This window comes from Streptomyces gossypii (assembly GCF_025165795.1).
GTDB classification, from domain to species: domain Bacteria; phylum Actinomycetota; class Actinomycetes; order Streptomycetales; family Streptomycetaceae; genus Streptomyces; species Streptomyces gossypii.
Window position 1 is genome coordinate 439,988 of record NZ_JAJAGO010000001.1, and the last position, 19,158, is coordinate 459,145.

Consider the following 19,158-nt stretch of genomic DNA (forward strand, 5'->3'; position numbering starts at 1 on the left):
GAGCGTAACCGCACGACTGTTCCGGGTACGAGCGGGACTGCGGAAATGGCTGGAACGGCCATGGCGGGCCGCTTCGGGCGCGACCCCGGACAGGCCCTACACCGGCGGCCACGGTATGGGCGGCCAGTCACCCCCGGGCATCGGATGCCGCCCGGAGGAGAGCAGGGCCGCCGCGCGCTTGCGTACGGCGTCCACCTCGGCTCCGGTGATCAGTTCGCCCAGCCGGGTGGCGAGGGCGCCCTGCTCGGCCAGCCCGGCCGTCAGCCCCCGCAGTACGCCGAGAGCTTCGGCGGTCAGAGGTTCGCCCGCCCATCCCCACAGCAGGGTGCGGAGCCGGTCGTCGGAGTGGAAGGTGACGCCGTGGTCGATCGCGTGGAGGCGGCCGTCGTCGGTCAGCAGGTGGCCGCCCTTGCGGTCCCCGTTGTTGATCACCGCGTCGAGGACGGCGAGCCGCCGCAGCCGCTCGTCGTCGGCGTGGACGAGGAGCGCGGTGCGGCCTTCGCCGACGTCCGCACGGGCCACGGGTTTCCAGCCGGGGCCAGGCTCCTCTGCCTCGATCAGGGCGAGCAGTCCGTCGTCCGCCCCCTCCAGGCCCTCCGCGCCACCGGGACCCTCCGTCTCACCTGAGCGCTCGCCCGCGTCGCCCGGGTCCTCGCCGCCGCCCGGGTCCTCGCCCGGCACCGGGCCGATCCACCGCTGGCACATGCCCTCGCCGTACGGGCCTTCCCGCAGCACCGTGGCCGGGATCAGCCCCCAGCCCGTCGCCTCGGAGACCGCGTACGCCGCGACCTCCCGCTGCGCCAGCGTCCCGTCGGGGAAGTCCCACAGCGGCCGCTCCCCCGCGACCGGCTTGTAGACGCACCGGAGCCTGCGCCCCTCGTGCTCGACCTCGCCGAAGAGGACGGCGTTCGACGCCTCCCGGATCTGGCCGCGCACCGAGAGTGCCCCCCGCTCCAGCACCGCCAGCACATCGTGCGGTTCGAGCGGTTCTCGCGCCCCGTCCGTGGTGTCCACGTCATCCCTCATTCGCCGCGCCGGTAGCCGTTCTGGCGGGGGCACACGTGCCCGTCCGGATCGAGTGGCAGGCTGCACAGCGGGCACGGCGGACGCCCGGCGTTGACCACGTCCAGCGCGCGCTTGGCGAAGGACCGGGCCATCGTGCCGCTTATCCGCACCCGCAGCATCGGCGGGCCGTTCTCGTCGTCCTGGAGGAGCCGCTCCTCGGCGTCCGCGAGGTCGTCCTCCGACTCCGCCTCCAGTTCGACGAGGGCCTGCGCCTCGACGACCATGCGCGCGCCCTCGCCGTCCCAGGCCAGGGCCATGGTGCCGACGCGGAACTCCTCCTCCACGGGCGTCTCCAGCGGGGCGGTGTCCTCGACCTCGGCGGGGGCCACGGCGGGGACGGGGGCGTTACCGCCGGAGCGGCGCACAACCTCGTCCAGCAGTTCGTCGATACGCTCGGCGAGCGCCTCGACCTGGGCCTTCTCCAAGGACACACTCGTCGTGCGGCCGGTCGCAGAGGCTTGCAGGAAGAAAGTGCGGCGGCCCGGCAGTCCGACCGTGCCGGCCACGAATCGTTCCGGCGGATCGTAGAGGAACACCTGACGGGACACGTCCTGCTCCATTGAGTCGGCGGCTGGCTTCACCTGGCACCCTACTGCGCGTACTGATCATCGCGCGCAGGGTCTGTCCGACAACGTCAGCGGGCGGGGACAGACCCTACGCACCGCCTCCCACCGCCGCGGCGCTGCTGCGGGCCGAGGCCCCGGCTGAGGAGCCCTGCGCGACGGCCGCGCCCCCGGCACTCTCGGCGCCGTCGGCAGCCCCGGCCGCGGTTTCCGGGTGCTCCGGCGGTGCCTCCGGAGGCGCCAGGGAGTCCAGCTCGCCGGTGTCCCCCAGCCTGAGCAGGAAGGGGCGCAGCGGGGTGTAGCGGATCGCGGTGACCGAGCAGGGGCCGACCGAAATGCGCTGGAAGAGGTCGAGGTGCATGCCCAGGGCGTCGGCGACTATGGATTTGATGATGTCCCCGTGCGAGCACATCGCGTAGAGCGCGTCCTCGCCGTGCTCCTCCTCGATGCGGGCGTTCCACTCCCGCACGGCCTCCACCGCGCGGTGCTGCATGGCGCGCATCGACTCGCCGCCGGGGAAGACCGCCGCGGAGGGGTGCTGCTGCACGGTGGCCATCAGGGGCTCGGCGGCGAGCTCGGCGAGCTCCCGCCCCGTCCAGTCGCCGTAGTCGCACTCGCCGATCCGGTCGTCGGTGTGCACGGGAAGTCCGGGGCGGGCTGCGGACAGCGGGGCCAGGGTCTCCCGGCAGCGTTGCAGCGGGCTGCTGACGACGGCCGCCAGCGGCAGCGCGGTCAGCCGCCCGGGAAGGGCGGCGGCCTGATCCCGGCCGTGGTCGTCCAGGGCGACGCCGGGCGTCCAGCCGGCCAGCAGGCCGGCGGTGTTCGCGGTGGACCGTCCGTGGCGTACCAGCAGAAGCGTGGGCATGGCCGTCAGCCTACGACGTACGGATGGGGCCCAGGGGGTGCCTTCGAAGTCCCGCCTCCGCCGGCACCGCCCTCCGTGGCGGACGGCACTACTTCGAAGACACCCCCAGGGCGCCGTACGCGGTTGTGCGGGCGGCGCGGCAGGGGAGAATACCCACTGTGATCGTCGACTGTGCCCTCTACCGCGACGGGCGCCGCAGTGAAGGGCCCTCCGCCTTCTCCGCCGCGCTCACCCAGGCGCGCGAGGCGCCGGACGCGTTCCTGTGGATCGGCCTGTACGAGCCGACGCAGGAGGAGTTCGCACGGGTCACCAGCGCCTTCCGGCTCCATCCGCTCGCCGTGGAGGACGCGCTGGCCGCCCATCAGCGTCCCAAGCTGGAGATCTACGACGACTCGCTGTTCCTCGTGCTGAAGCCGGTGAGTTACGAGGAGAGGACGGGCGCGGTGTCGACGGACGAGCTGATGGTTTTCGTCGGCGACTCGTTCGTGGTCACGGTGCGGCATGGCGAGACCAATCCGCTGGGCGCGGTGCGCGAACGGCTGGAGAGGGAACCGCAGGTCCTGCGGCACGGGCCCACGGCCGTGATGTACGCCGTGAGCGATGCCGTCGTGGACGACTACACGGAGGTGGCCGCGGAGCTGCAGGTGGATCTGGACGAGCTGGAGGAGGAGGTGTTCACGCCGGGCGGAGTGAGCCGGGGGAAGGTCGCGGAGCGCATCTACGCCTCCAAGCGCCAGCTGCTGGAGTTCCGCCGCGCGGTCGGCCCGCTGTCCGAGCCGATGGAGCGGCTCACGAGGGCTGGTGTGCCGTTCGTGCCCAAGCACTCGCGGCCGTTCTTCCGGGACATCAGCGATCACCTGATCCGCGTCAACGAGCAGGTGGAGGGTCTCGACCGGCTGCTCTCGGACATCCTGTACGCGCAGCTCGCCCAGATGGGGGTGCGGCAGAACGACGACATGCGGAAGATCTCCGCCTGGGCCGCGATGTTCGCAGTTCCGACGATGATCGCCGGTGTCTACGGGATGAACTTCGAGCACATGCCCGAGCTGGGCTGGCCGTGGACGTACCCGGCGGTGATCGCGCTGATGCTCGGGGCGTGCCTGCTGCTCTTCCGCTTCTTCAAGCGGCGCGGATGGCTGTGAGGGCCGTCAGGCGGGCCGTGCCGCGGCGGCGCCGGTGCCGCCGCCCAGCGCGTCGTGCCGCTCCGGCATCCGCAGGCTGACCATCCGGCGCCGGCCGCCCAGCCGTTCGCAGCCGTACATCGCGTGGATCCCGGCGGCCAGCGTGAGCGACTTCGCCCCGGGCCAGCGCAGGATGTACCCCATCCGCTCCATCACGGCGAGGCTGACGTCACGGTGGATCCGGATCTCCTCGGCGGCGGCCTCGCGCAGCATCCCCCTGATCATCGGGCCGTATCCCTCGGCGCTGAACCGGAGCAGTTCCTCGTGGCAGTAGGCGAGGTGGTCGTCCTCGTCACGGGAGATGGTCCGCACCACCTTGCCGATCTCGGGATGCTCGCTGAAGTGGCGCCTCAGCAACCCCATCTGTTCGGCGGCCCGTTGCTCGGTGACCCGGCTGTGGGCGAGGTAGACGATGATGTCGTCGTCGGTCAGCGGGTCGTCCCGGCGGAGCTTGTCGTGGCCGAGGCCGATGCCCGCCTGCTCCAGCAGCATCGTGTAGTCGAGTTCCCTCGGGACTGCGACCGGCCGCAGACCGCGCTTGCGCAACAGAGCCCGGAAGAGCCTGCCGTGCTTGTCCTCGTCCGCCCCGTGCCGTGCGATCTTGGGCGCGAGGGTGCGGAGGGTTCCGGGGACGAGTGCCGCGATCCGGCCGTTCTCCCAGCCGCCCTGTTCCTCTCCGCCGGCCGCGACGGAGCAGAAGAGCCGGAAGGACTCGTCGTTGTCGACGATCTCCTGGAACACGCTTCTGGCCGAGAGCATCACTGCCACCTCCGAGCACACCGTCGCGGGCTACAAGTCAAAGGCAGCGGTGAAGGGGCGGCAACAGCTCACCCGGGCGGCGAGGGCCTGTCCGGTGGATCTTCCCGGGCCCCCGACGCCCGGCACGTACGAGCGCCGCGTTGTCCCAGGCGCCCGAGTACGTCCCGTACGGGGGCGATCCTCCGCCTGGCGAGGCACGGGTCCGGACTCCCCCGGGCCTGGCGGCCCCGCCGGAGTGGACCTCGCCCGAAAGGGGGAACACGCAGGGAACACACGCAGGTACGTACAACCCGGCGACGGCCGTGGCGAGGGACCCCCGTACCCCCGTCACGGCTCAGCCCCGCCTACGCGCAGGGGCCGGGCGCCCGGCAGCACCGACGGCGCGCGTCAGGCCAGTCCGGCCCGCTCCATCGCCGTCACTCCCGCGCGCAGCGAGCCGATCCGCTCGTCCAGGGTGAATCCGGCCGGGGCGAGCGACAGCGTGCCCACGCCCGCGTCGGCGTACGCCTGCATCCGCTCGGCGATCCGCTCGACGGAGCCGAGGAGCGTGGTCGAGTCGATGAGCTCCCTCGGTACGGCGGCCGCCGCGCCGTCCTTGTCGCCCGCCAGGTACTTGTCCTGGATCTCGGCGGCCTCCTTCTCGTACCCCATGCGCTGGGCGAGCTTGTTGTAGAAGTTCTGCTTGCGGCTGCCCATGCCCCCGACATAGAGGGCGGTGTAGGGGCGGAAGATGTCGGCGAGGGCGTCCACGTCGTCGCCGAGGGCCATCGGGACGGTGGGGCAGATGTCGAAGCCCGCCAGGTCTTCGCCCGCTTTGGCACGGCCCGCGCGGACCGGTCCGAGCGTGGTCTCCTCGGCGTGCTCGGGCGAGAAGAAGACCAGCAGTGCGCCCTCGGCGATCTCGCCCGTCTGCTCCAGGTTCTTGGGCCCGATCGCGGCGATGTAGAGCGGGATCCGCTCCCGCACCGGGTGGACGGTCAGCTTGATGGGCTTGCCGGGGCCGTCGGGCAGCGGCAGCGTCCAGTGTTCGCCCTCATGGGAGAGCCGCTCGCGGGACATGGCCTTGCGGACGATCTCCACGTACTCGCGGGTGCGCGCCAGCGGCTTGTCGAACTTCACCCCGTACCAGCCCTCGGACACCTGCGGCCCGGACACGCCCAGGCCCAGCCGGAACCGGCCGCCGGAGAGCGAGTCGAGCGTGGCCGCCGTCATGGCGGTCATGGCGGGCGCGCGTGCCGGGATCTGGAAGATTCCCGCTCCGACGTCGATGCGCTCCGTCTGCGCCGCCACCCAGGAGAGCACGGTCGGGGCGTCCGAGCCGTACGCCTCGGCCGCCCAGCAGACGGAGTAGCCGAGGCGGTCCGCCTCCCGGGCTACGGCGAGATTGTCCGCGTCCATCCCGGCACCCCAGTAGCCGAGGTTGATACCAAGCCGCATACCGGCCCCCTTACTGATCAGTAACGTCTTTGTCCATGGGACTCTAGCGCGCCGCCGCAAGTACGCTCAACGCCCATGGAGCACAGGCATCTGGGCCGTACCGGCCTGCGCGTATCCCGGATCGGTCTCGGCACCCTCACCTGGGCGCACGACACTGGGGAACGTGATGCGGCCGATCAGCTCAAGACGTTCTGGGGGGCGGGCGGTTCCCTGGTGGACACGGCCGACGTGTACGCCGACGGAGGCGCCGAGTACCTGCTCGGCAGACTGCTGGAGGATCTCGTGCCCCGCCGGGACCTGGTGATCGCCACCAAGGCGGGCAGCGTCCCGGAGGCAGGCCGTCGCTTCGACTCCTCACGCGGTCATCTCCTCAGCGCCCTGGACGCCTCGCTGGAGCGTCTCGGCACCGACTACGTCGACCTCTGGCAGGTGCACGCGTACGACCCCGGCACGCCGACGGACGAGACGCTGCAGGCGCTCGACATCGCGGTCAGCAGCGGACGGGCCCGCTATGTCGGTGTCTCGAACTTCAGCGGCTGGCAGCTCGCCAAGGCCGCCACCTGGCAGCTCGCCGCCCCCGGCACCCGCACCAGGCTGGCCAGCACGCAGATGGAGTACTCGCTGCTCCAGCGGGGCATCGAGCGCGAGGTGCTGCCGGCCGTCGCGGACCTCGGGCTCGGGCTGCTGCCCTCCTCGCCCCTGGGGCGGGGCGTACTGACCGGCAAGTACCGGTACGGCACTCCGGCCGGATCACGGGGCGCCTCCGAGGAGCTGGCGCCGTTCGTCGCCCCCTACCTCGACGAGACGGCGAGCCGGATCGTGGACGCGGTCGCGATCGCGGCGGACGGGCTGGCGGTGACGCCCCTCCAAGTGGCGCTCGCCTGGGTGCGGGACCGGGCCTGGGTGACCGCCCCGATCCTCGGCGCCCGGACATCGCAGCAGCTCACGGAGGCTCTGTCAGTGGAGGGGCTTACCCTTCCTGAGGAAATCTGCCAGGCGCTCGACGACGTGTCGGCGCCGGTGCACCGCTATCCCGACCAGGACTGGAGCGAGCTGTGACCAGCCAGGACAAGGCAGCCGAACTCCTCGCGGCCGTGCGGGCGGTGGAGAGCGGAGAGCGCCCTGCGGCGTCGTTCTTCACCGGCCCCGCGCCGGGCCGTGCGCCCCATGCCGCGCCCAGCACTGCTTCCCGGGGCGCCGGTGTGCCCCCGGCCTCCGGCGGGACGGACGCCGCAGCCGCCCCCTTGGTGGTCCCGGAGGGGCTGCGCGCGCTGCTCGCCAGAGGCGGCGCACCGGAGGGGCTGGAAGTGCAGGCCGTCGCCGCACTCGGCGAGCGGGCGGACGAGGTGCTGGCCGCCGACCCGTGGCAGCTGCTCGCAGTCCGGGGCGTCCTCCCTGAGCAGGCCGACGGATTCGCCCGCGCACTGCTGCAGGGCGCCTGCGGTCCGGACGACGAGCGGCGCACGAGGGCGCTGGCAGCCTGGCTGCTGGAGCGCGCGGCGCTCAGCGGGCACACGGCGATGGAGCCCGGCACGCTGACCGAGGGCCTGGCGCGGTACGGCGTCCCCGATCCCGGGGAAGCACTGCGGGTGGCGGCCGACACCGGGGAGATGCTCGTCTTCGAGGACGCGCTGGAGGAGCTCTCCGCGCCGGGCCGCGGCGCAGCACCCGGCGGAGCGGCGGCGGGCGGTGCAGCGCCCGGCGGGGCCGCTGCCGCAGAAGAGGAAGAGGCCCGCCCGGTCCGGCTGCTCGTCGGGCTGGACCGCTACGCCCTGGCGGAGGAGAGCACGGCCGACGGCCTGGCGCGGCTGATCAGTACGTTCAGCGGGCCGGTGGAGGGCGCCCCCGGCGCCCCGGAGGAATGGGAGCGGGCAGCCTCCTCGGCCGGGTCCTCTTCTGCCGCGGAGCTGCTGCGTGCCGTCGCCGGGCACGGTCTGGTCACTCATACCGGCGGCGAGGCGGCCCGGGCGGAGCCCGCGGCGCTGGTGGCGGCGGCCCGGTCGCTGGGGCTGCGGGCCTACGCGGCCGTGCACAGTGCGGGCGGGCGGCAGCGCGTGGCGGAGCTGATCACCGAGGCGGCCCGGTCCTTCCCGGGCGTGGACTCCGCGCCCGCGGACGCTGGGGCCGTGGGGGACGGCGGGCCCGAGGACGGCGGGCCGGAGGACGGCGCGGCTGCCGTCACTCTGTCCGGGCTGCTCAGCGGCCAGGAGGGCCCGGGCACCGGCGAGGACGGTGCGCGGGCGCTCGACCTGCTCGTCGTACTGGACGCCCCGCAGCTCGGCGCCGAGGAGGCGGCGGCGCTCGTCGAAACCGTGCCGGACGGCGCCCGGTTGGTGCTCAGCGGCGATCCGCTGCTGCTGGGCGGGGCCGGCCCGGGGCAGGTGTTCGCCGACGTGCTGGCCGCCCGTGTCTGCCCGCAGGTGGCCTCCCGTACTCCGGACCCGGGCCCGCTCGGGGAGCTCGTCTCCGGGATCGGGATCGGCGAGCTGAACCAGGTGGCCGCCCCGGACCGAGAGGTCGTCATCGTGCCGGTGCGGGAGGCGGCGGAGGCCGTGCACCGGGCGGTGCAGCTGGTCGCCGATTCGGTGCCCCGCGCGATCGGCATCCCCTCCGAGAGCACCCAGGTGATCGTTCCGGGCCACGGCGGCGATGCGGGCACGCGCGCGCTCAACGCCGCGCTCAAGGAGCGGCTGCATCCGGGCCCCGGCCGGTTCGGCGGCTTCGACCCGGGAGACCGCGTGGTCCACTCCCCCGCACCCGGCCGGGCGGCCGTGGGCACGGTGGTCGACGGCGAAGCGGACGGCTTGCGGCTGGAGTGTGCGGGCGGCAGCGTCCTCGTCCCGCGTGATCAGGTCGCCGGTTCGGTACGGCACGGCTGGGCGATGACGGCGCACCAGGCCACCGGGATGCGCTGGCCCGCCGCCGTGGTGGTACTGCCGGGCGACGCGGCGGCGGCGCTGACCCGCGAGTGGGTGTACACGGCCTTCGGCCGTGCCGAGCAGCATCTGTCCGTGGTCCAGGGTGCGGACGAGGCGCTGCCACGGGCGGTTGCGGGGATCACCGCCCCGGTCCGCACGACCCGGCTGCGTACGCTGCTCAGCGCCGCCGTCCGGGCCGTGACGGCCCCGGTGCGGACGGACTAGCGGGGGCCTCCGCCGCGCTCCGCGTGCTGGTCCGCGTCGTCTGCGTCCCCGTCTCTGTCCTCGTCGTCCTCGTCGTCCTCGTCGTCGGCGTCCTCGTCGGCGTCCTCGTCCTCGTCTCCGTCTGCACCCGGGCTGAGGACGGCGGCCGCCAGGCCCGTGCCGCGATCCGGCCCGAGGTCGAGTTCGGCGTCCTCCTCGTCGAAGACCGTGCTGACGTCGAAGCGGCAGATGACCCGCTCCGGGTCGGCCTGGTCGAACGGCGCGGCCAGCCACTCGCCCGGTTCCGTGGCCTCCTCCCCCGCGGAGACCCAGAGCGTGGCGTCGCCCTCCTCCAGCCCGAACTCCTTGTGCCGGGTGGCGATCTCGTCCGGCTCGTACTCGCCGAAGAGCACCCCGAGCGCCGCATGGACGCTCCGGCCCGCCGAGGCTTCGGCGAAACCCTCGTCGTCCGCCGAGTCGGGGTCGAGGTCGGTGACGCGCTGCGCCTGTGCCAGCAGGCGCAGCGGCTCGTTGACGGTGTAGTCGCGGCGCACGAACACCGTCAGGGCCCTTGGTTCATCCGGGCCGGTGTAGTCCGGCATGGTGTCACCGCCGGGGATCTCGAAGGGGGTGACCTCGTCGTACGCCTCGTACAGCAGCTCGTCGTACGCCTCCCCCGCCGCGGCCAACTCGTCGAACGCGGCGTAGACGGCGGAGTCGCCGTCACCGGCGGCCGCTTCACCGGCACGCCGCTCCACAGCTTCGAGGTGCCGGTCCAGGGCAGCTTTGACCGCCTCGGCGGCAGCGCGTACGTCGGCAGCGGATGGCTGCGCAGCATCAGACATAGTGCAGACGCTATCCGCAGTCGGGCCCTGCACGCACAATAGATGAGATGCCGGAATATGAATTTCGCGATCTGTACGTCCCGCGCGGAGTGTCCCGTCGGGCTGCCACGCAACTGCTGACCGACCACGCCGAGTACGGCCAATGGGAGTTGGACCGCACCCGGCTCTATCCCGACGGCAGCCGCAGGGTGCGGCTGCGCCGTCGGATCATCCGCCAGCTGCGCGCGACCTGGTGACCGTCCGGCGGTCCGGGGCGCACCCGGGGCCTTGCGTCTGCGTCCGCCTGTGCGTCTGGGCCTGGCCGGGAGGGCATGACGCGCACGGAGCGGGCCCCGCCACTGCGGGACCCGCTCCGTGATCTGTCGTTACGCGTGGATCAGTGCGCCTGAATCCGTGCGCCTGAATCCGTGGCTCAGCGCCGCGCGACGCGGGAGCGCCGGTAGAGCACCGTGCCGCCGATCAGCAGCCCGGCGCCGAGCGACAGACCGATGCCCAGGTCCTTGCCGCCACCGGTCTCGGCCAGTTCGGTCTCCACCTGAGGCTCGGCCAGTGTCTGGGGCTTGGGCTGAGGCGGCGTGTCGACCTGCTTGGGCTCCTCCGGCTTCTCCGCCTTCGGCTCCTCCGGCTTCGGCTCCGGCTTCTCCGCCTTCGGCTCGTCCGCCTTCGGCTTCTCCGCCTTTGGCGCGGAGGACACGTTGGCGCACTTGTTGCCGAAGGTGGGGTTGAGGGCCCCGACCACATCAACGGTGTTGCCGCACACGTTCACCGGTACGTGCACCGGCACCTGGGCGGTGTTCCCGGACAGCACGCCCGGCGACTTGGCCGAACCGCCCTCAGCGGTGGAGTCCGCGAACGCGGAGCCGCCCGACAACGCCAGCACGCCGCCGGCGGCGGCCACAGTGATCAGGCCTTTCTTGGTGACCTGTCGCATGGTTGTTTCCCTGCCTTCATTCCTTGTGAATTACGAGCGAGGGCTCGGCGGACTCGCCGTCATACCTGCTCGCCCAGGGGCCGAACGACCCCCGAGCACATGACATGTACTCCGGGGCCGTCGGCACTCTCCCCTTATGGGGTGATACGCAACGTCAGGCGTTGACGCAGGTGTTACCGACAGCGGGGTTCAGGACCCCCACCACGTTGACCGTGTTGCCGCAGACGTTCGCCGGGATGTGAATGGGCGCCTGGACGACGTTGCCGGACACCACGCCCGGGGAGCCGACAGCGGCACCCATGGCCCCGGAATCGGCAGCAGCCATGCCCGCACCGGCGAGCAGCAGTCCGCCGGCGGCAGCCGCGGTGGCGACGACCTTCTTGATCATTATTCCTCCTCGTTGGCAATGCGATCCCAGACCGCGGATCGCATCACCTGTAACGAGGGGGAGGTGATCCGGCTACGAGCGCACGGAAGCATTCACTCTTCCTGGCTACCACCGGACGTGCGCCCGATTACGTCAGCCCGGACCGAGCGAGACCGGATCAGCACAGGTCAGCACTGGTCGAGAAACCGGTCCAGCACTCGTACGCCGAACTTCAGGCCGTCCACTGGTACCCGCTCGTCCACGCCGTGGAACATCCCGGCGAAGTCCAGTTCCGGCGGGAGCTTCAGCGGAGCGAAGCCGAACGAGCGGATGCCCAGGTCGTCGAAGGACTTGGCGTCCGTGCCGCCGGAGAGCATGTACGGCACCGCACGGGCGGCCGGGTCCTCGGCCAGCAGCGAGGACCGCATCGCCTCCACCAGCGAGCCGTCGAAGGTGGTCTCCATCGCCTTGTCCGCGTGCACGTCCTCACGGTGCACCCGGGGGCCCAGGACACGGTCCAGGTCGGCGAGGAACTCCTCCTCGTACCCGGGCAGGAAGCGCCCGTCGACATGGGCGGTGGCCTGGCCGGGGATGACGTTGACCTTGTAGCCCGCGTCGAGCTGGGTGGGGGCTGCCGTGTTCTGCAGGGTCGCCCCGATGATTTTCGCGATCCCGCCGAGCTTGGCGAGCGTCTCCTCCATGTCCTCGGGGTCGAGCTCGGTCCCGAGCGCGTCGGACAGCTCGTCCAGGAAGGACCGCACGGTCTTGGTCACCCGCACCGGGAACTTGTGCCGCCCCAGCCGTCCGACCGCCTCGCACAGCTCGGTGATCGCGTTGTCGTTGTTCGTCATCGACCCGTGCCCGGCCGTGCCGTCGACGGTGAGCCGCATCCAGTGCATGCCCTTCTGGGCGGTCTCGATCAGGTACAGCCGCAGATTCTCGTTCACGGTGAAGGAGAAACCGCCGACCTCGCCGATCCCCTCGGTCACCCCCTCGAACAGCCCGGGGTGGTTGTCCACGAGATACCGCGCACCGTAGATGCCGCCCGCCTCCTCGTCCGCGAGGAAGGCAAGCACGACATCGCGCGGCGGCTTCCGGCCGGTGCGCAGCCGCTCGCGTACGACCGCGAGGGTCATCGCGTCCATGTCCTTCATGTCGACGGCGCCACGGCCCCATACGCAGCCGTCGGCGATCTCCCCGGAGAAGGGGTGGTGGGTCCAGTCCTCGGCGTTCGCGGGCACCACGTCGGTGTGCCCGTGGATCAGCAGGCCGGGGCGCGAGCGGTCCTCACCCTCGATCCGCGCGACGGTCGAAGCACGGCCGGGGTGGGATTCCAGGATCTGCGGCTCCAGACCCACCTCGGCGAGCTTCTCGGCCACGTACTCGGCGGCGGCGCGTTCACCTCTCGACTCGTTGCCCCCGAAGTTGCTGGTGTCGATCCGGATCAGGTCACGGCAGAGGTCGACGACCTCGTCCTCACCGGTACGGTCCGGGTTCGGGCTCGACTGGCTCACGCTGCCTCCTCGTATGGCGGTAGTCACCCATCCTCCCGCTTTTCCCCGGGCGGGCCCAGAAGCGTGGTGATCGACCACCGCTCCGCCAGTGCTAAAGTTGGGCGCGTCACAGCGGCCACGGGCCTGCGGTGATCACCCGGTCGGGGTGGCGGAATGGCAGACGCGCTAGCTTGAGGTGCTAGTGCCCTTTACAGGGCGTGGGGGTTCAAGTCCCCCTCCCGACACGTACCATCTCCCCAACGTGTGCGGTTCGAGGTTCGCCTCGGCCCGCACAGTTGCTTTTCCGGGGTCGTAGGTCAGCTGGAGTCCCAGGGCTGCGTACAGCTCGGCCTTGAGCTGCGGCTCCGCCCCTCGCAGAGCCGTGCGCAGGTCGTCGACGGACGAACCCGGCCCGCGGATCTCTTCCTCCGACAGGCGCGGGGAAGGCGAAGGCTCCCGAGCCGATAGACAGGCCATCGCTCCGGCCTTCTCGGCCCGCGCTTCCGCGGTCCACGAGGCAACCGTAGGGGCGTCTGCGCCAGCTTCGAGAGCGGCACGGTACCGCACGAGATTCCGGTCACACTTCTCGATCTTCTCCCGGGCCCGCGCCACCGCGGCGACCTCCGACGGATCCTCCCGTGCCGCCCGCAGCGCGTGCACGGTCTCACCCAGCCGGTGCGGCGCACAGATCCGCCCGACCCGCGCATCTACCGGCCGGACGAGATCCCGCTCTGGCAGGTAGACGTTCCGCGGGTGCCAGATCTTGTTCGCCAGGGCGTACTCGTCCAGGAAGCGGCAACGGTAGTAGAGATCCTCGCGGCTCTTCTGCCCCTGCATCTTCCGGCTGCACAGCCCGCAGAGGAGCCTTCCGCGGAAGACATAGGTATGGCGCGTAACGGTCCGCTTCTTGCGGACGCGCGCCTCACCGAACACCCAGTCGGCACCGCAGGCGCTTCCTGACCGAGGAACTCAGCCTGCGATGAGCGCTCTACTTGGCGTCTCCCGTCAAGTAGAGCGCTCACACACAGCTGCTCGTCAATCCCGCGCCCCCGGACGACCCGGCCTGCGGCCTTGGATGTCGCCCGCGCCTTCACTCGGCCTTCCTGAACAGCTCCGACATTCGGTCCCCCGCCTCGTGGCCGAGCAGCCCCGCCGAGTCCGTCTCGATGAGACCGACCCGCTCGGCCAGTTCCCGGCCGTGGACATCGACTGCGGCCTCGATGAGCCCGGCGAGCGCGTCCAGGGCGTCGCGGGCGCGGGAGCGTGCGACCGCTGCGCAGCCGACGGCGAACAGCGCGGCCGGCCACCACCAGCAGGCGAGCAGGGCGTAGCCCACGGCCCAGGCGGCGAGGCGGGCGGCGGCGCTGAAGGAGTCGTGCGCCGACTGGATGTGGCGTACGGCGGGTTCGGGGAGGATCAGCCACAGGCGGGGCCAAAGAGCGGCGAGGTCCACGCCGTAGGCGGCCTCCACGCGGTCTGCCGTCGCCTGCATGCGGTCGCCGTACCAGGTGGGGCGGGTGGGTCTGCGCAGCGCTACGCGGTTGCGGGCGTCGGTGAGGGCCTGGATCTGTGCAAAGGGCTGGGCCGGGGTCGGCACCGCGTCGCCGTCTTCGGCATCGGTGCGCGTGACGGGATAGGCCGCATTGAGCTCCTGCTCCCGGCGCCCCCACTTCCGCCTGCGCCGGTCGACGAGGGCGTGCGACAGCGGGTCGCGGGCGAAGCGCAGCCAGTACTGCTCGATCACGCCGCCGAGGAACTGCGCGGCGAGTGAGGCCGCGGTCGCGGTGAGCAGGACGAGGGCGACCAGGAGTGCGGCGGTCCCGGTGCGGTCGAGGACGGGGCGGGCGGCGAGGTCGTCCAGGGTGGTGCGCAGCCGGTCGATGTCGTTCCAGTGGCGGTGGCCCAGGGTGGTGCCGAGGGCGGTGGCGGCGAGGAAGAGGGCGCCGGGGAGGACCAGCAGGTTCAGCCAGCGTTCGGTGAGTTTGCCGCCCAGGGTGGCGAGGAGAGGGTTCATTGGGGCGGGGTCACTGTGCGGGGCCCAGTCGGCCCTTGCGCATACGGGTGTCGTTGACGGCGCAGTGCGGGGCAGGGAGCAGGTCGCGGGCCCGCAACACGCGGGTGCACTGGGCCGGTCCCGGGCACACGGCCACCTTGATGTGGGGCGTGAGGCCGGGGACTGCCCCGCCCCGGGACTCGTTGACCAGCCCGCGTGCGTCCCCGGCCTGGCGCAGCAGCATGTCCAGGGCACGGAAGCAGGCGGCGAGTTCGTCTGCGCCCGCGCCTGACCGCAGCAAGTCCCGTGCCCGCTCGGCCGTCTCCCGGACCTCGGGCTGCCGCAGGTCTCCCGGCGAGCCGAGCAGCGCGCACAGCGCCGCAGCCGCCCTGCGGTCGGGTTGTGGAGGGTCGGGAGATGCAGTCATGGCCCAAGTGTGCCGTAGATCAGGCAGAGTCAAGGGTGAGTTGACGTGCCGTCGGAGGCGACGGCTGGGGGGAGTGAAGACGTGAGGTACGACCGGGAGTGGTTCCTTCAGGCGGTGCGCGTGCGCCTCGACCGGGCTGAGACGGCGGACGGGGGTGTGGACGCGGACGCGGTTTTCGGTCCCTTCGCGGATGCCGAACTCCGGGGACTGCTACGGACCTGCGACACGAGGACCGACATGGAGGCCCGGCACGCGGCCGGCTGGCTCTGCGTCGCCCGTGCGATGGCCGACCCGGGGGACGGCGGCGCCGTCCACGGGTGCATGTCCGGGACACTGCTCTACCCGGTGTGGGTCGCCGACCCGGGGCTGGTGCCCCCGGAGTTGGCGGCGGGCTACGCGTCCAACGATCCCGCCACGCACCCCGACCCGGCGAACGCGGACGGTCCCAACGAGTGGGCGGCGTCACTCGCCGCGTTCGAGATCGTCGTGGAGGGGCGGCAGCACAACCCGCCGCCGGACGCCTCCGAGGCCGAACGCCGACTCCACGAGATGGCCGTGGTGCTGGCCGCCATGACGCTCTCGCGCGAGGCCCGGCTCGCCACCGCGATCGGGCTCGGCAGCCTCGCCGTCCTCGCGACACCGGAGTACGACCCCTCCTTCCCCGGCCGGCTCAGAGGTGTGGCCGACATCGTGACCCTCGCGGGCGCGACCTGGCCGTTCGGGGACCTGGCGGACGCGGATCCGGTCCGGTTCGTCCGCAGCGCCCTCAAGCAGATCCCGGCCGACTCCCCCGAACGGCCCCTCGTCCTCGACGGTCTGGGCCGCCAGCTCCTGGACCGCTACCGGGACTCGTACGATGCCGAAGACCTGCACGATGCGGTGGGCATCGCGCGGGACGTACTGGCGCAACTGCCGCCCGGCGACCCACATCTGCCCCACTGCTTCAGCGCCCTGGGCACGGCGCTGGTGCTGTTGCGGCAGGTGGAGGGGGCGACGCCCGAGGAGTGCGACGAGGCGGTGGAACTGTGCCGCCGGGCTGTCGCCGGCCATCTGAAGGGACCCGCGGCGGCGGGCCACGACCTGGGCACGGCGCTCGTCCTCAGGGCGCACCACACCGGCCGCGTGACGGATCTGGACGAGGCGGTCGCCGTGTTCACCGAGGCCCTGCGGGCGGCAGAGAATCCGGGAGAGACCGCCGCCCTGCGCAACGCGCTGGGCAACGCTCTGCGCGCCCGCTCCGTCGCGACCGGTTCCCAGGCCGATCTGGAGGCGGCGCTCGATCTCACCGACCGCTCCCCGGCCTCCCAGGAGGCGGCGGACGGCCCGCAACTTCCGCTCATCGCTCCCGCGATGGCCCTGTACAACCGCTACCTACTCGACCCGAAGGCGAACGGGGCGGATCTGGACGAGGCGCTACGCCAACTGCGGTACGCCGAGGCGCTCATGCCGCCGGGCCACCCGGACCGTCCCGCGGCGCTCGACGACCTGGGCCTGGTGTTGATCGCCTGCTACCAACGCTCGGGAAAGCCGTCGGAGTTGAACGAGGCCGTGCTGGCTCATCGGGAGTCGGTGACACTCACCCGGGAGGGGCACGGGTCGCTCGGACTGCGGCTGCTCAACCTCGGTGCCGCGTTGAATCTGCGGCACCAGCTGACCGAGGACGGCGACGACCTGCGAGAGACCCAGGAGTGCCGACGACGGGCCTTCGAACTGCCCGGCATGGGCCCCACGCACCGGGCGGCGCTGCTGAGCTCGACCGGGCTCAGCCTCATAGCGGGCTTCGAGCGTGTCCCCGACCCCGTCGCCCGACTCGACGAGGCGGTACGGCTCTTGAGGGAGGCGCTCGCCCTCACTCCGGAGGGCGATCCGAAGCTGCCCCGACGCCGCCACAACCTGGCCGTCGCCCTGATGATCCGCCTCTCGAAGACGATGCGGATCGGCGAGGCCCGCGAGGCCCGCGAACTGACCGACGCGGTGATCGCGGCGCTGCCCCCCAACTCCCCCGACCTGCCCCGTTCCCTCACGGTGGCCGCAGGCGCACGGCTCCTGAGCCCCCGCACCCTGCTGTCGTCGGCCGCCCGGGACGAGGCGATCGCGCTGTACCGCCGGGCGGTCGAGGCCACTCCGCCCGGCCACCCCACACGCACGCAGCGCCTGTCGAACCTCGGCGGCGCCCTGCGCGACCTGGGGCCCCGCCGCCGTCGCCGCCCAGCCGATCTGGTCGAAGCGGCCGAGCGGTTCCGGCAAGCGGCCCTGGAGCAGCAGTGCGCGCCCGTCCTGCGCCTGGACGCCGCGCGGTCCTGGGGCGAGGTCCGAGCGGAGCTGGGTGACTGGGGCGGCGCCCTGGACGGCTATGTCGTGGCGGTCGACCTGCTGCACTCGGTCGCGCCCCGCCATCTCGTCCGCGACGACCAGGAGTTCCTGCTGAGCCGTACCGTCGGGCTGGGCGCCGCCGCCGCTGCCTGCGCGGTGCGCTGCGGCCGGCCCGGGCTCGCGGTCGGACTGCTCGAACAGGCGAGGGGCGTGATCCTCTCCCACGCCTTCGACGCCGACAGCGATCTGACGCGGCTCCGGGAGAGGGCCCCCGGCCTCGCCGACCGCTTCGAGGAGCTCCGGGAGGCCCTCGACACGGCGACCGACAGCCGGGAGTTCCTGACGGAGGAACCGTCCGACCCCGCCGACGCCCGTGCCGATGTACGGCAGCGACTGGCCGCCGAGTGGCGGGACCTCACCACCCGGATCCGCGCCGAGCACCCCGAACTGGGCCTGCTGCGTCCGATGCGGGACTGGGACGAAAACGAACTGCGCGCCACAGCCGCGGCGGGCCCGGTGGTCCTGGTCAACGTCTCCCCGTACGGCAGCGACGCCCTTGTCGTCACCGAGCACTCCATCGACGCCGTTCCGCTCCCGGGCCTCGACCCACGGACGACGGCAACACGTCGACGGACCTTCCAGGACGCCCTGATCCGCATCGGGACACCCGGAACCTCCCGCAAGCAGTCGCAGCGCGCGCAGCAGGACGTACGGGAAACCCTCGCCTGGCTGTGGCAGGCGGTCACCGGCCCGGCCCTCGACCGTCTCCCCGCGGCAACCCGCGTGTGGTGGTCGCCCGGCGGCCTCCTGGGCACGCTGCCGCTGCACGCGGCGGCGCCCGCAGGTGCCGCTCCGGGCGCCCTGGACCGGGTGATCTCCTCGTACACGCCGACCCTGCGCGCCCTGCACCACGCCCGCCGACGCACCGCCGGCCCGGCGGGCACCGGAACCCTCGTCGTTAGCGTCGCGCAGGCCACCGGACAGGCCCCGCTCCCCGGCGCACGCCGCGAGGCCGACCACCTGGCCCGCCTGCTCCCCCAAGCCACACTGCTGGCGGACGCCTCCGCCACACACTCCGCGGTCGTCTCGGCCCTGCCCCGCCACGCCTACGCCCACTTCGCCTGCCACGCCCTGGGCGACCTGGAACGCGCCTCCGGCAGCCGGCTCGTCCTGCACGATCACACCGAACGCCCGCTGACCGCCCGCGACCTGGCCCGGCTGCGGCTGCCGTCGGTCCGGCTCGCCTACCTGTCCGCCTGCGACACCCTGCGCACCAGCCCCGAACTCGCCGACGAGGCCGTCCACATCGTCAGCGCCTTCCAGATGGCTGGTTTCCCCCATGTCGTCGGCTCCCTGTGGCACGTCGACGACGTGATCGGAGCGGAAGTCGCGCTCAGCGTGTACGACACCCTGAACACGGGCGACGGCACACTCAACGTCGCCCGCACCGCCGAGGCCCTGCACCGCGCCGTACGCACCCTGCGCGACACCTATCCCCAGACGCCCAGCCTGTGGGCGTGCCAGGTACACGCGGGGCCCTGATGACTCGCCTTCTGGAGATCCGGCTCCTCAAGCCCCAGCCCAGACACCCCGCTCGCATCAGACGGCATGTCCGCATGAGACGTGCCGAGCGCGAAGAACACCTCTGTGGCCACGAGGTCGTCCATGACCTGTCCGACCGTCCCGCCGACCGGCGGGCCGGACTCGCCCGCTGGCTCGCGGGGAGGGACTGCACCGTTCACTGCACCATCCTCACCTCGTTGCTCACGGCGCAGTAGGCCGCGAACAAGGAGGAAG

General features: G+C 72.3%; 17 protein-coding genes and 1 tRNA gene. 7 read left to right on the forward strand and 11 right to left on the reverse strand.

All coding sequences use genetic code 11. From position 1 onward, the window contains the following. Nucleotides 1–96 precede the first annotated feature (96 nt). From LHJ74_RS02035 to LHJ74_RS02045, 3 genes are all read right to left on the reverse strand, one after another. On the reverse strand, nucleotides 97–1,059 hold the full coding sequence (locus tag LHJ74_RS02035) for an Rv2133c family protein (RefSeq protein ID WP_375546638.1): 963 nt from the start codon (nucleotides 1,057–1,059) through the stop codon (nucleotides 97–99). Continuing rightward, on the reverse strand, nucleotides 1,023–1,613 hold the full coding sequence (locus tag LHJ74_RS02040; RefSeq protein WP_260215653.1) for an Rv2134c family protein: 591 nt from the start codon (nucleotides 1,611–1,613) through the stop codon (nucleotides 1,023–1,025). The genes LHJ74_RS02035 and LHJ74_RS02040 overlap by 37 nt, the downstream gene beginning before the upstream one ends. Before the next feature lie 106 nt (nucleotides 1,614–1,719). Further along, on the reverse strand, nucleotides 1,720–2,493 hold the full coding sequence (locus LHJ74_RS02045; protein ID WP_260215654.1) for a histidine phosphatase family protein: 774 nt from the start codon (nucleotides 2,491–2,493) through the stop codon (nucleotides 1,720–1,722). A 149-nt stretch (nucleotides 2,494–2,642) separates the two neighbouring features. On the opposite strand from LHJ74_RS02045, the gene corA reads away from it, so the two are divergent. Beyond that, complete coding sequence (corA, locus tag LHJ74_RS02050) at nucleotides 2,643–3,635, forward strand: magnesium/cobalt transporter CorA (RefSeq protein WP_260215939.1); 993 nt, start codon at nucleotides 2,643–2,645, stop codon at nucleotides 3,633–3,635. A 6-nt stretch (nucleotides 3,636–3,641) separates the two neighbouring features. On the opposite strand, the gene LHJ74_RS02055 is transcribed toward corA, so the two are convergent. Together LHJ74_RS02055 and LHJ74_RS02060 are read right to left on the reverse strand one after the other, a co-directional pair. Further along, nucleotides 3,642–4,433 (reverse strand): ferritin family protein, encoded by a 792-nt coding sequence (locus LHJ74_RS02055; RefSeq protein ID WP_260215655.1) that lies wholly within the window; start codon nucleotides 4,431–4,433, stop codon nucleotides 3,642–3,644. A 387-nt stretch (nucleotides 4,434–4,820) separates the two neighbouring features. Beyond that, on the reverse strand, nucleotides 4,821–5,870 hold the full coding sequence (locus tag LHJ74_RS02060; RefSeq protein ID WP_260215656.1) for an LLM class F420-dependent oxidoreductase: 1,050 nt from the start codon (nucleotides 5,868–5,870) through the stop codon (nucleotides 4,821–4,823). Between the two features lie 75 nt (nucleotides 5,871–5,945). Between LHJ74_RS02060 and LHJ74_RS02065 the strand changes: the two genes are divergently transcribed. Both LHJ74_RS02065 and LHJ74_RS02070 read left to right on the forward strand, forming a co-directional pair. Then, the gene (locus LHJ74_RS02065; protein WP_260215657.1) at nucleotides 5,946–6,929 is read left to right on the forward strand and encodes an aldo/keto reductase; all 984 of its coding nucleotides are present in this window, start codon (nucleotides 5,946–5,948) and stop codon (nucleotides 6,927–6,929) included. Further along, nucleotides 6,926–9,013, forward strand: a complete 2,088-nt coding sequence (locus LHJ74_RS02070) for a helix-hairpin-helix domain-containing protein (protein ID WP_260215658.1) — start codon at nucleotides 6,926–6,928, stop codon at nucleotides 9,011–9,013. The genes LHJ74_RS02065 and LHJ74_RS02070 overlap by 4 nt, the downstream gene beginning before the upstream one ends. On the opposite strand, the gene LHJ74_RS02075 is transcribed toward LHJ74_RS02070, so the two are convergent. After that, the gene (locus tag LHJ74_RS02075; protein WP_260215659.1) at nucleotides 9,010–9,837 is read right to left on the reverse strand and encodes a hypothetical protein; all 828 of its coding nucleotides are present in this window, start codon (nucleotides 9,835–9,837) and stop codon (nucleotides 9,010–9,012) included. The genes LHJ74_RS02070 and LHJ74_RS02075 overlap by 4 nt on opposite strands. 47 nt (nucleotides 9,838–9,884) lie before the next feature. Here LHJ74_RS02075 and LHJ74_RS02080 point away from each other — a divergent pair, with 47 nt between their 5' ends. Beyond that, nucleotides 9,885–10,073, forward strand: a complete 189-nt coding sequence (locus tag LHJ74_RS02080; RefSeq protein WP_260215660.1) for a DUF5703 family protein — start codon at nucleotides 9,885–9,887, stop codon at nucleotides 10,071–10,073. Nucleotides 10,074–10,249: 176 nt separating this feature from the next. Here LHJ74_RS02080 and LHJ74_RS02085 read toward each other — a convergent pair whose 3' ends face one another. The 3 genes from LHJ74_RS02085 to LHJ74_RS02095 form a co-directional block, all read right to left on the reverse strand. Then, nucleotides 10,250–10,768 (reverse strand): chaplin, encoded by a 519-nt coding sequence (locus LHJ74_RS02085; protein WP_260215661.1) that lies wholly within the window; start codon nucleotides 10,766–10,768, stop codon nucleotides 10,250–10,252. A 154-nt stretch (nucleotides 10,769–10,922) separates the two neighbouring features. Further along, the gene (locus LHJ74_RS02090; protein ID WP_260215662.1) at nucleotides 10,923–11,156 is read right to left on the reverse strand and encodes a chaplin; all 234 of its coding nucleotides are present in this window, start codon (nucleotides 11,154–11,156) and stop codon (nucleotides 10,923–10,925) included. A gap of 167 nt (nucleotides 11,157–11,323) precedes the next feature. Next, nucleotides 11,324–12,649 carry a M20/M25/M40 family metallo-hydrolase gene (locus LHJ74_RS02095; RefSeq protein WP_260215664.1) on the reverse strand — a complete coding sequence of 442 codons (1,326 nt, stop codon included), beginning with the start codon at nucleotides 12,647–12,649 and terminating at the stop codon, nucleotides 11,324–11,326. Between the two features lie 139 nt (nucleotides 12,650–12,788). Here LHJ74_RS02095 and LHJ74_RS02100 point away from each other — a divergent pair. After that, nucleotides 12,789–12,873 (forward strand) — tRNA-Leu (locus LHJ74_RS02100). 845 nt (nucleotides 12,874–13,718) lie between these two features. Here the strand turns inward: LHJ74_RS02100 and LHJ74_RS02105 are convergent. Together LHJ74_RS02105 and LHJ74_RS02110 are read right to left on the reverse strand one after the other, a co-directional pair. Next, nucleotides 13,719–14,642, reverse strand: coding sequence for a hypothetical protein (locus LHJ74_RS02105; protein WP_260215665.1), 924 nt, complete (start codon nucleotides 14,640–14,642; stop codon nucleotides 13,719–13,721). Between the two features lie 10 nt (nucleotides 14,643–14,652). Further along, entirely contained in the window at nucleotides 14,653–15,048 is a 396-nt protein-coding gene (locus tag LHJ74_RS02110) for a hypothetical protein (protein ID WP_260215667.1), read from the reverse strand. Nucleotides 15,049–15,129: 81 nt separating this feature from the next. Here LHJ74_RS02110 and LHJ74_RS02115 point away from each other — a divergent pair, with 81 nt between their 5' ends. Next, nucleotides 15,130–18,903, forward strand: coding sequence for a CHAT domain-containing protein (locus LHJ74_RS02115; protein WP_260215668.1), 3,774 nt, complete (start codon nucleotides 15,130–15,132; stop codon nucleotides 18,901–18,903). Between the two features lie 74 nt (nucleotides 18,904–18,977). Beyond that, entirely contained in the window at nucleotides 18,978–19,139 is a 162-nt protein-coding gene (locus LHJ74_RS02120; protein WP_260215970.1) for a hypothetical protein, read from the forward strand. The last annotated feature ends 19 nt before the right edge of the window (nucleotides 19,140–19,158 follow it).

Excerpts from the sequence above, each read along its gene's own strand:
- LHJ74_RS02045 (WP_260215654.1), bottom strand. The coding sequence starts at position 2,493 with ATGCCCACGCTTCTGCTGGTACGCCACGGACGGTCCACCGCGAACACC.
- LHJ74_RS02055 (WP_260215655.1), bottom strand. The coding sequence starts at position 4,433 with ATGCTCTCGGCCAGAAGCGTGTTCCAGGAGATCGTCGACAACGACGAG.
- LHJ74_RS02060 (WP_260215656.1), bottom strand. The coding sequence starts at position 5,870 with ATGCGGCTTGGTATCAACCTCGGCTACTGGGGTGCCGGGATGGACGCG.
- LHJ74_RS02065 (WP_260215657.1), top strand. The coding sequence starts at position 5,946 with ATGGAGCACAGGCATCTGGGCCGTACCGGCCTGCGCGTATCCCGGATC.
- LHJ74_RS02075 (WP_260215659.1), bottom strand. The coding sequence starts at position 9,837 with ATGTCTGATGCTGCGCAGCCATCCGCTGCCGACGTACGCGCTGCCGCC.
- LHJ74_RS02080 (WP_260215660.1), top strand. The coding sequence starts at position 9,885 with ATGCCGGAATATGAATTTCGCGATCTGTACGTCCCGCGCGGAGTGTCC.
- LHJ74_RS02085 (WP_260215661.1), bottom strand. The coding sequence starts at position 10,768 with ATGCGACAGGTCACCAAGAAAGGCCTGATCACTGTGGCCGCCGCCGGC.
- LHJ74_RS02090 (WP_260215662.1), bottom strand. The coding sequence starts at position 11,156 with ATGATCAAGAAGGTCGTCGCCACCGCGGCTGCCGCCGGCGGACTGCTG.
- LHJ74_RS02105 (WP_260215665.1), bottom strand. The coding sequence starts at position 14,642 with ATGAACCCTCTCCTCGCCACCCTGGGCGGCAAACTCACCGAACGCTGG.
- LHJ74_RS02110 (WP_260215667.1), bottom strand. The coding sequence starts at position 15,048 with ATGACTGCATCTCCCGACCCTCCACAACCCGACCGCAGGGCGGCTGCG.
- LHJ74_RS02120 (WP_260215970.1), top strand. The coding sequence starts at position 18,978 with ATGAGACGTGCCGAGCGCGAAGAACACCTCTGTGGCCACGAGGTCGTC.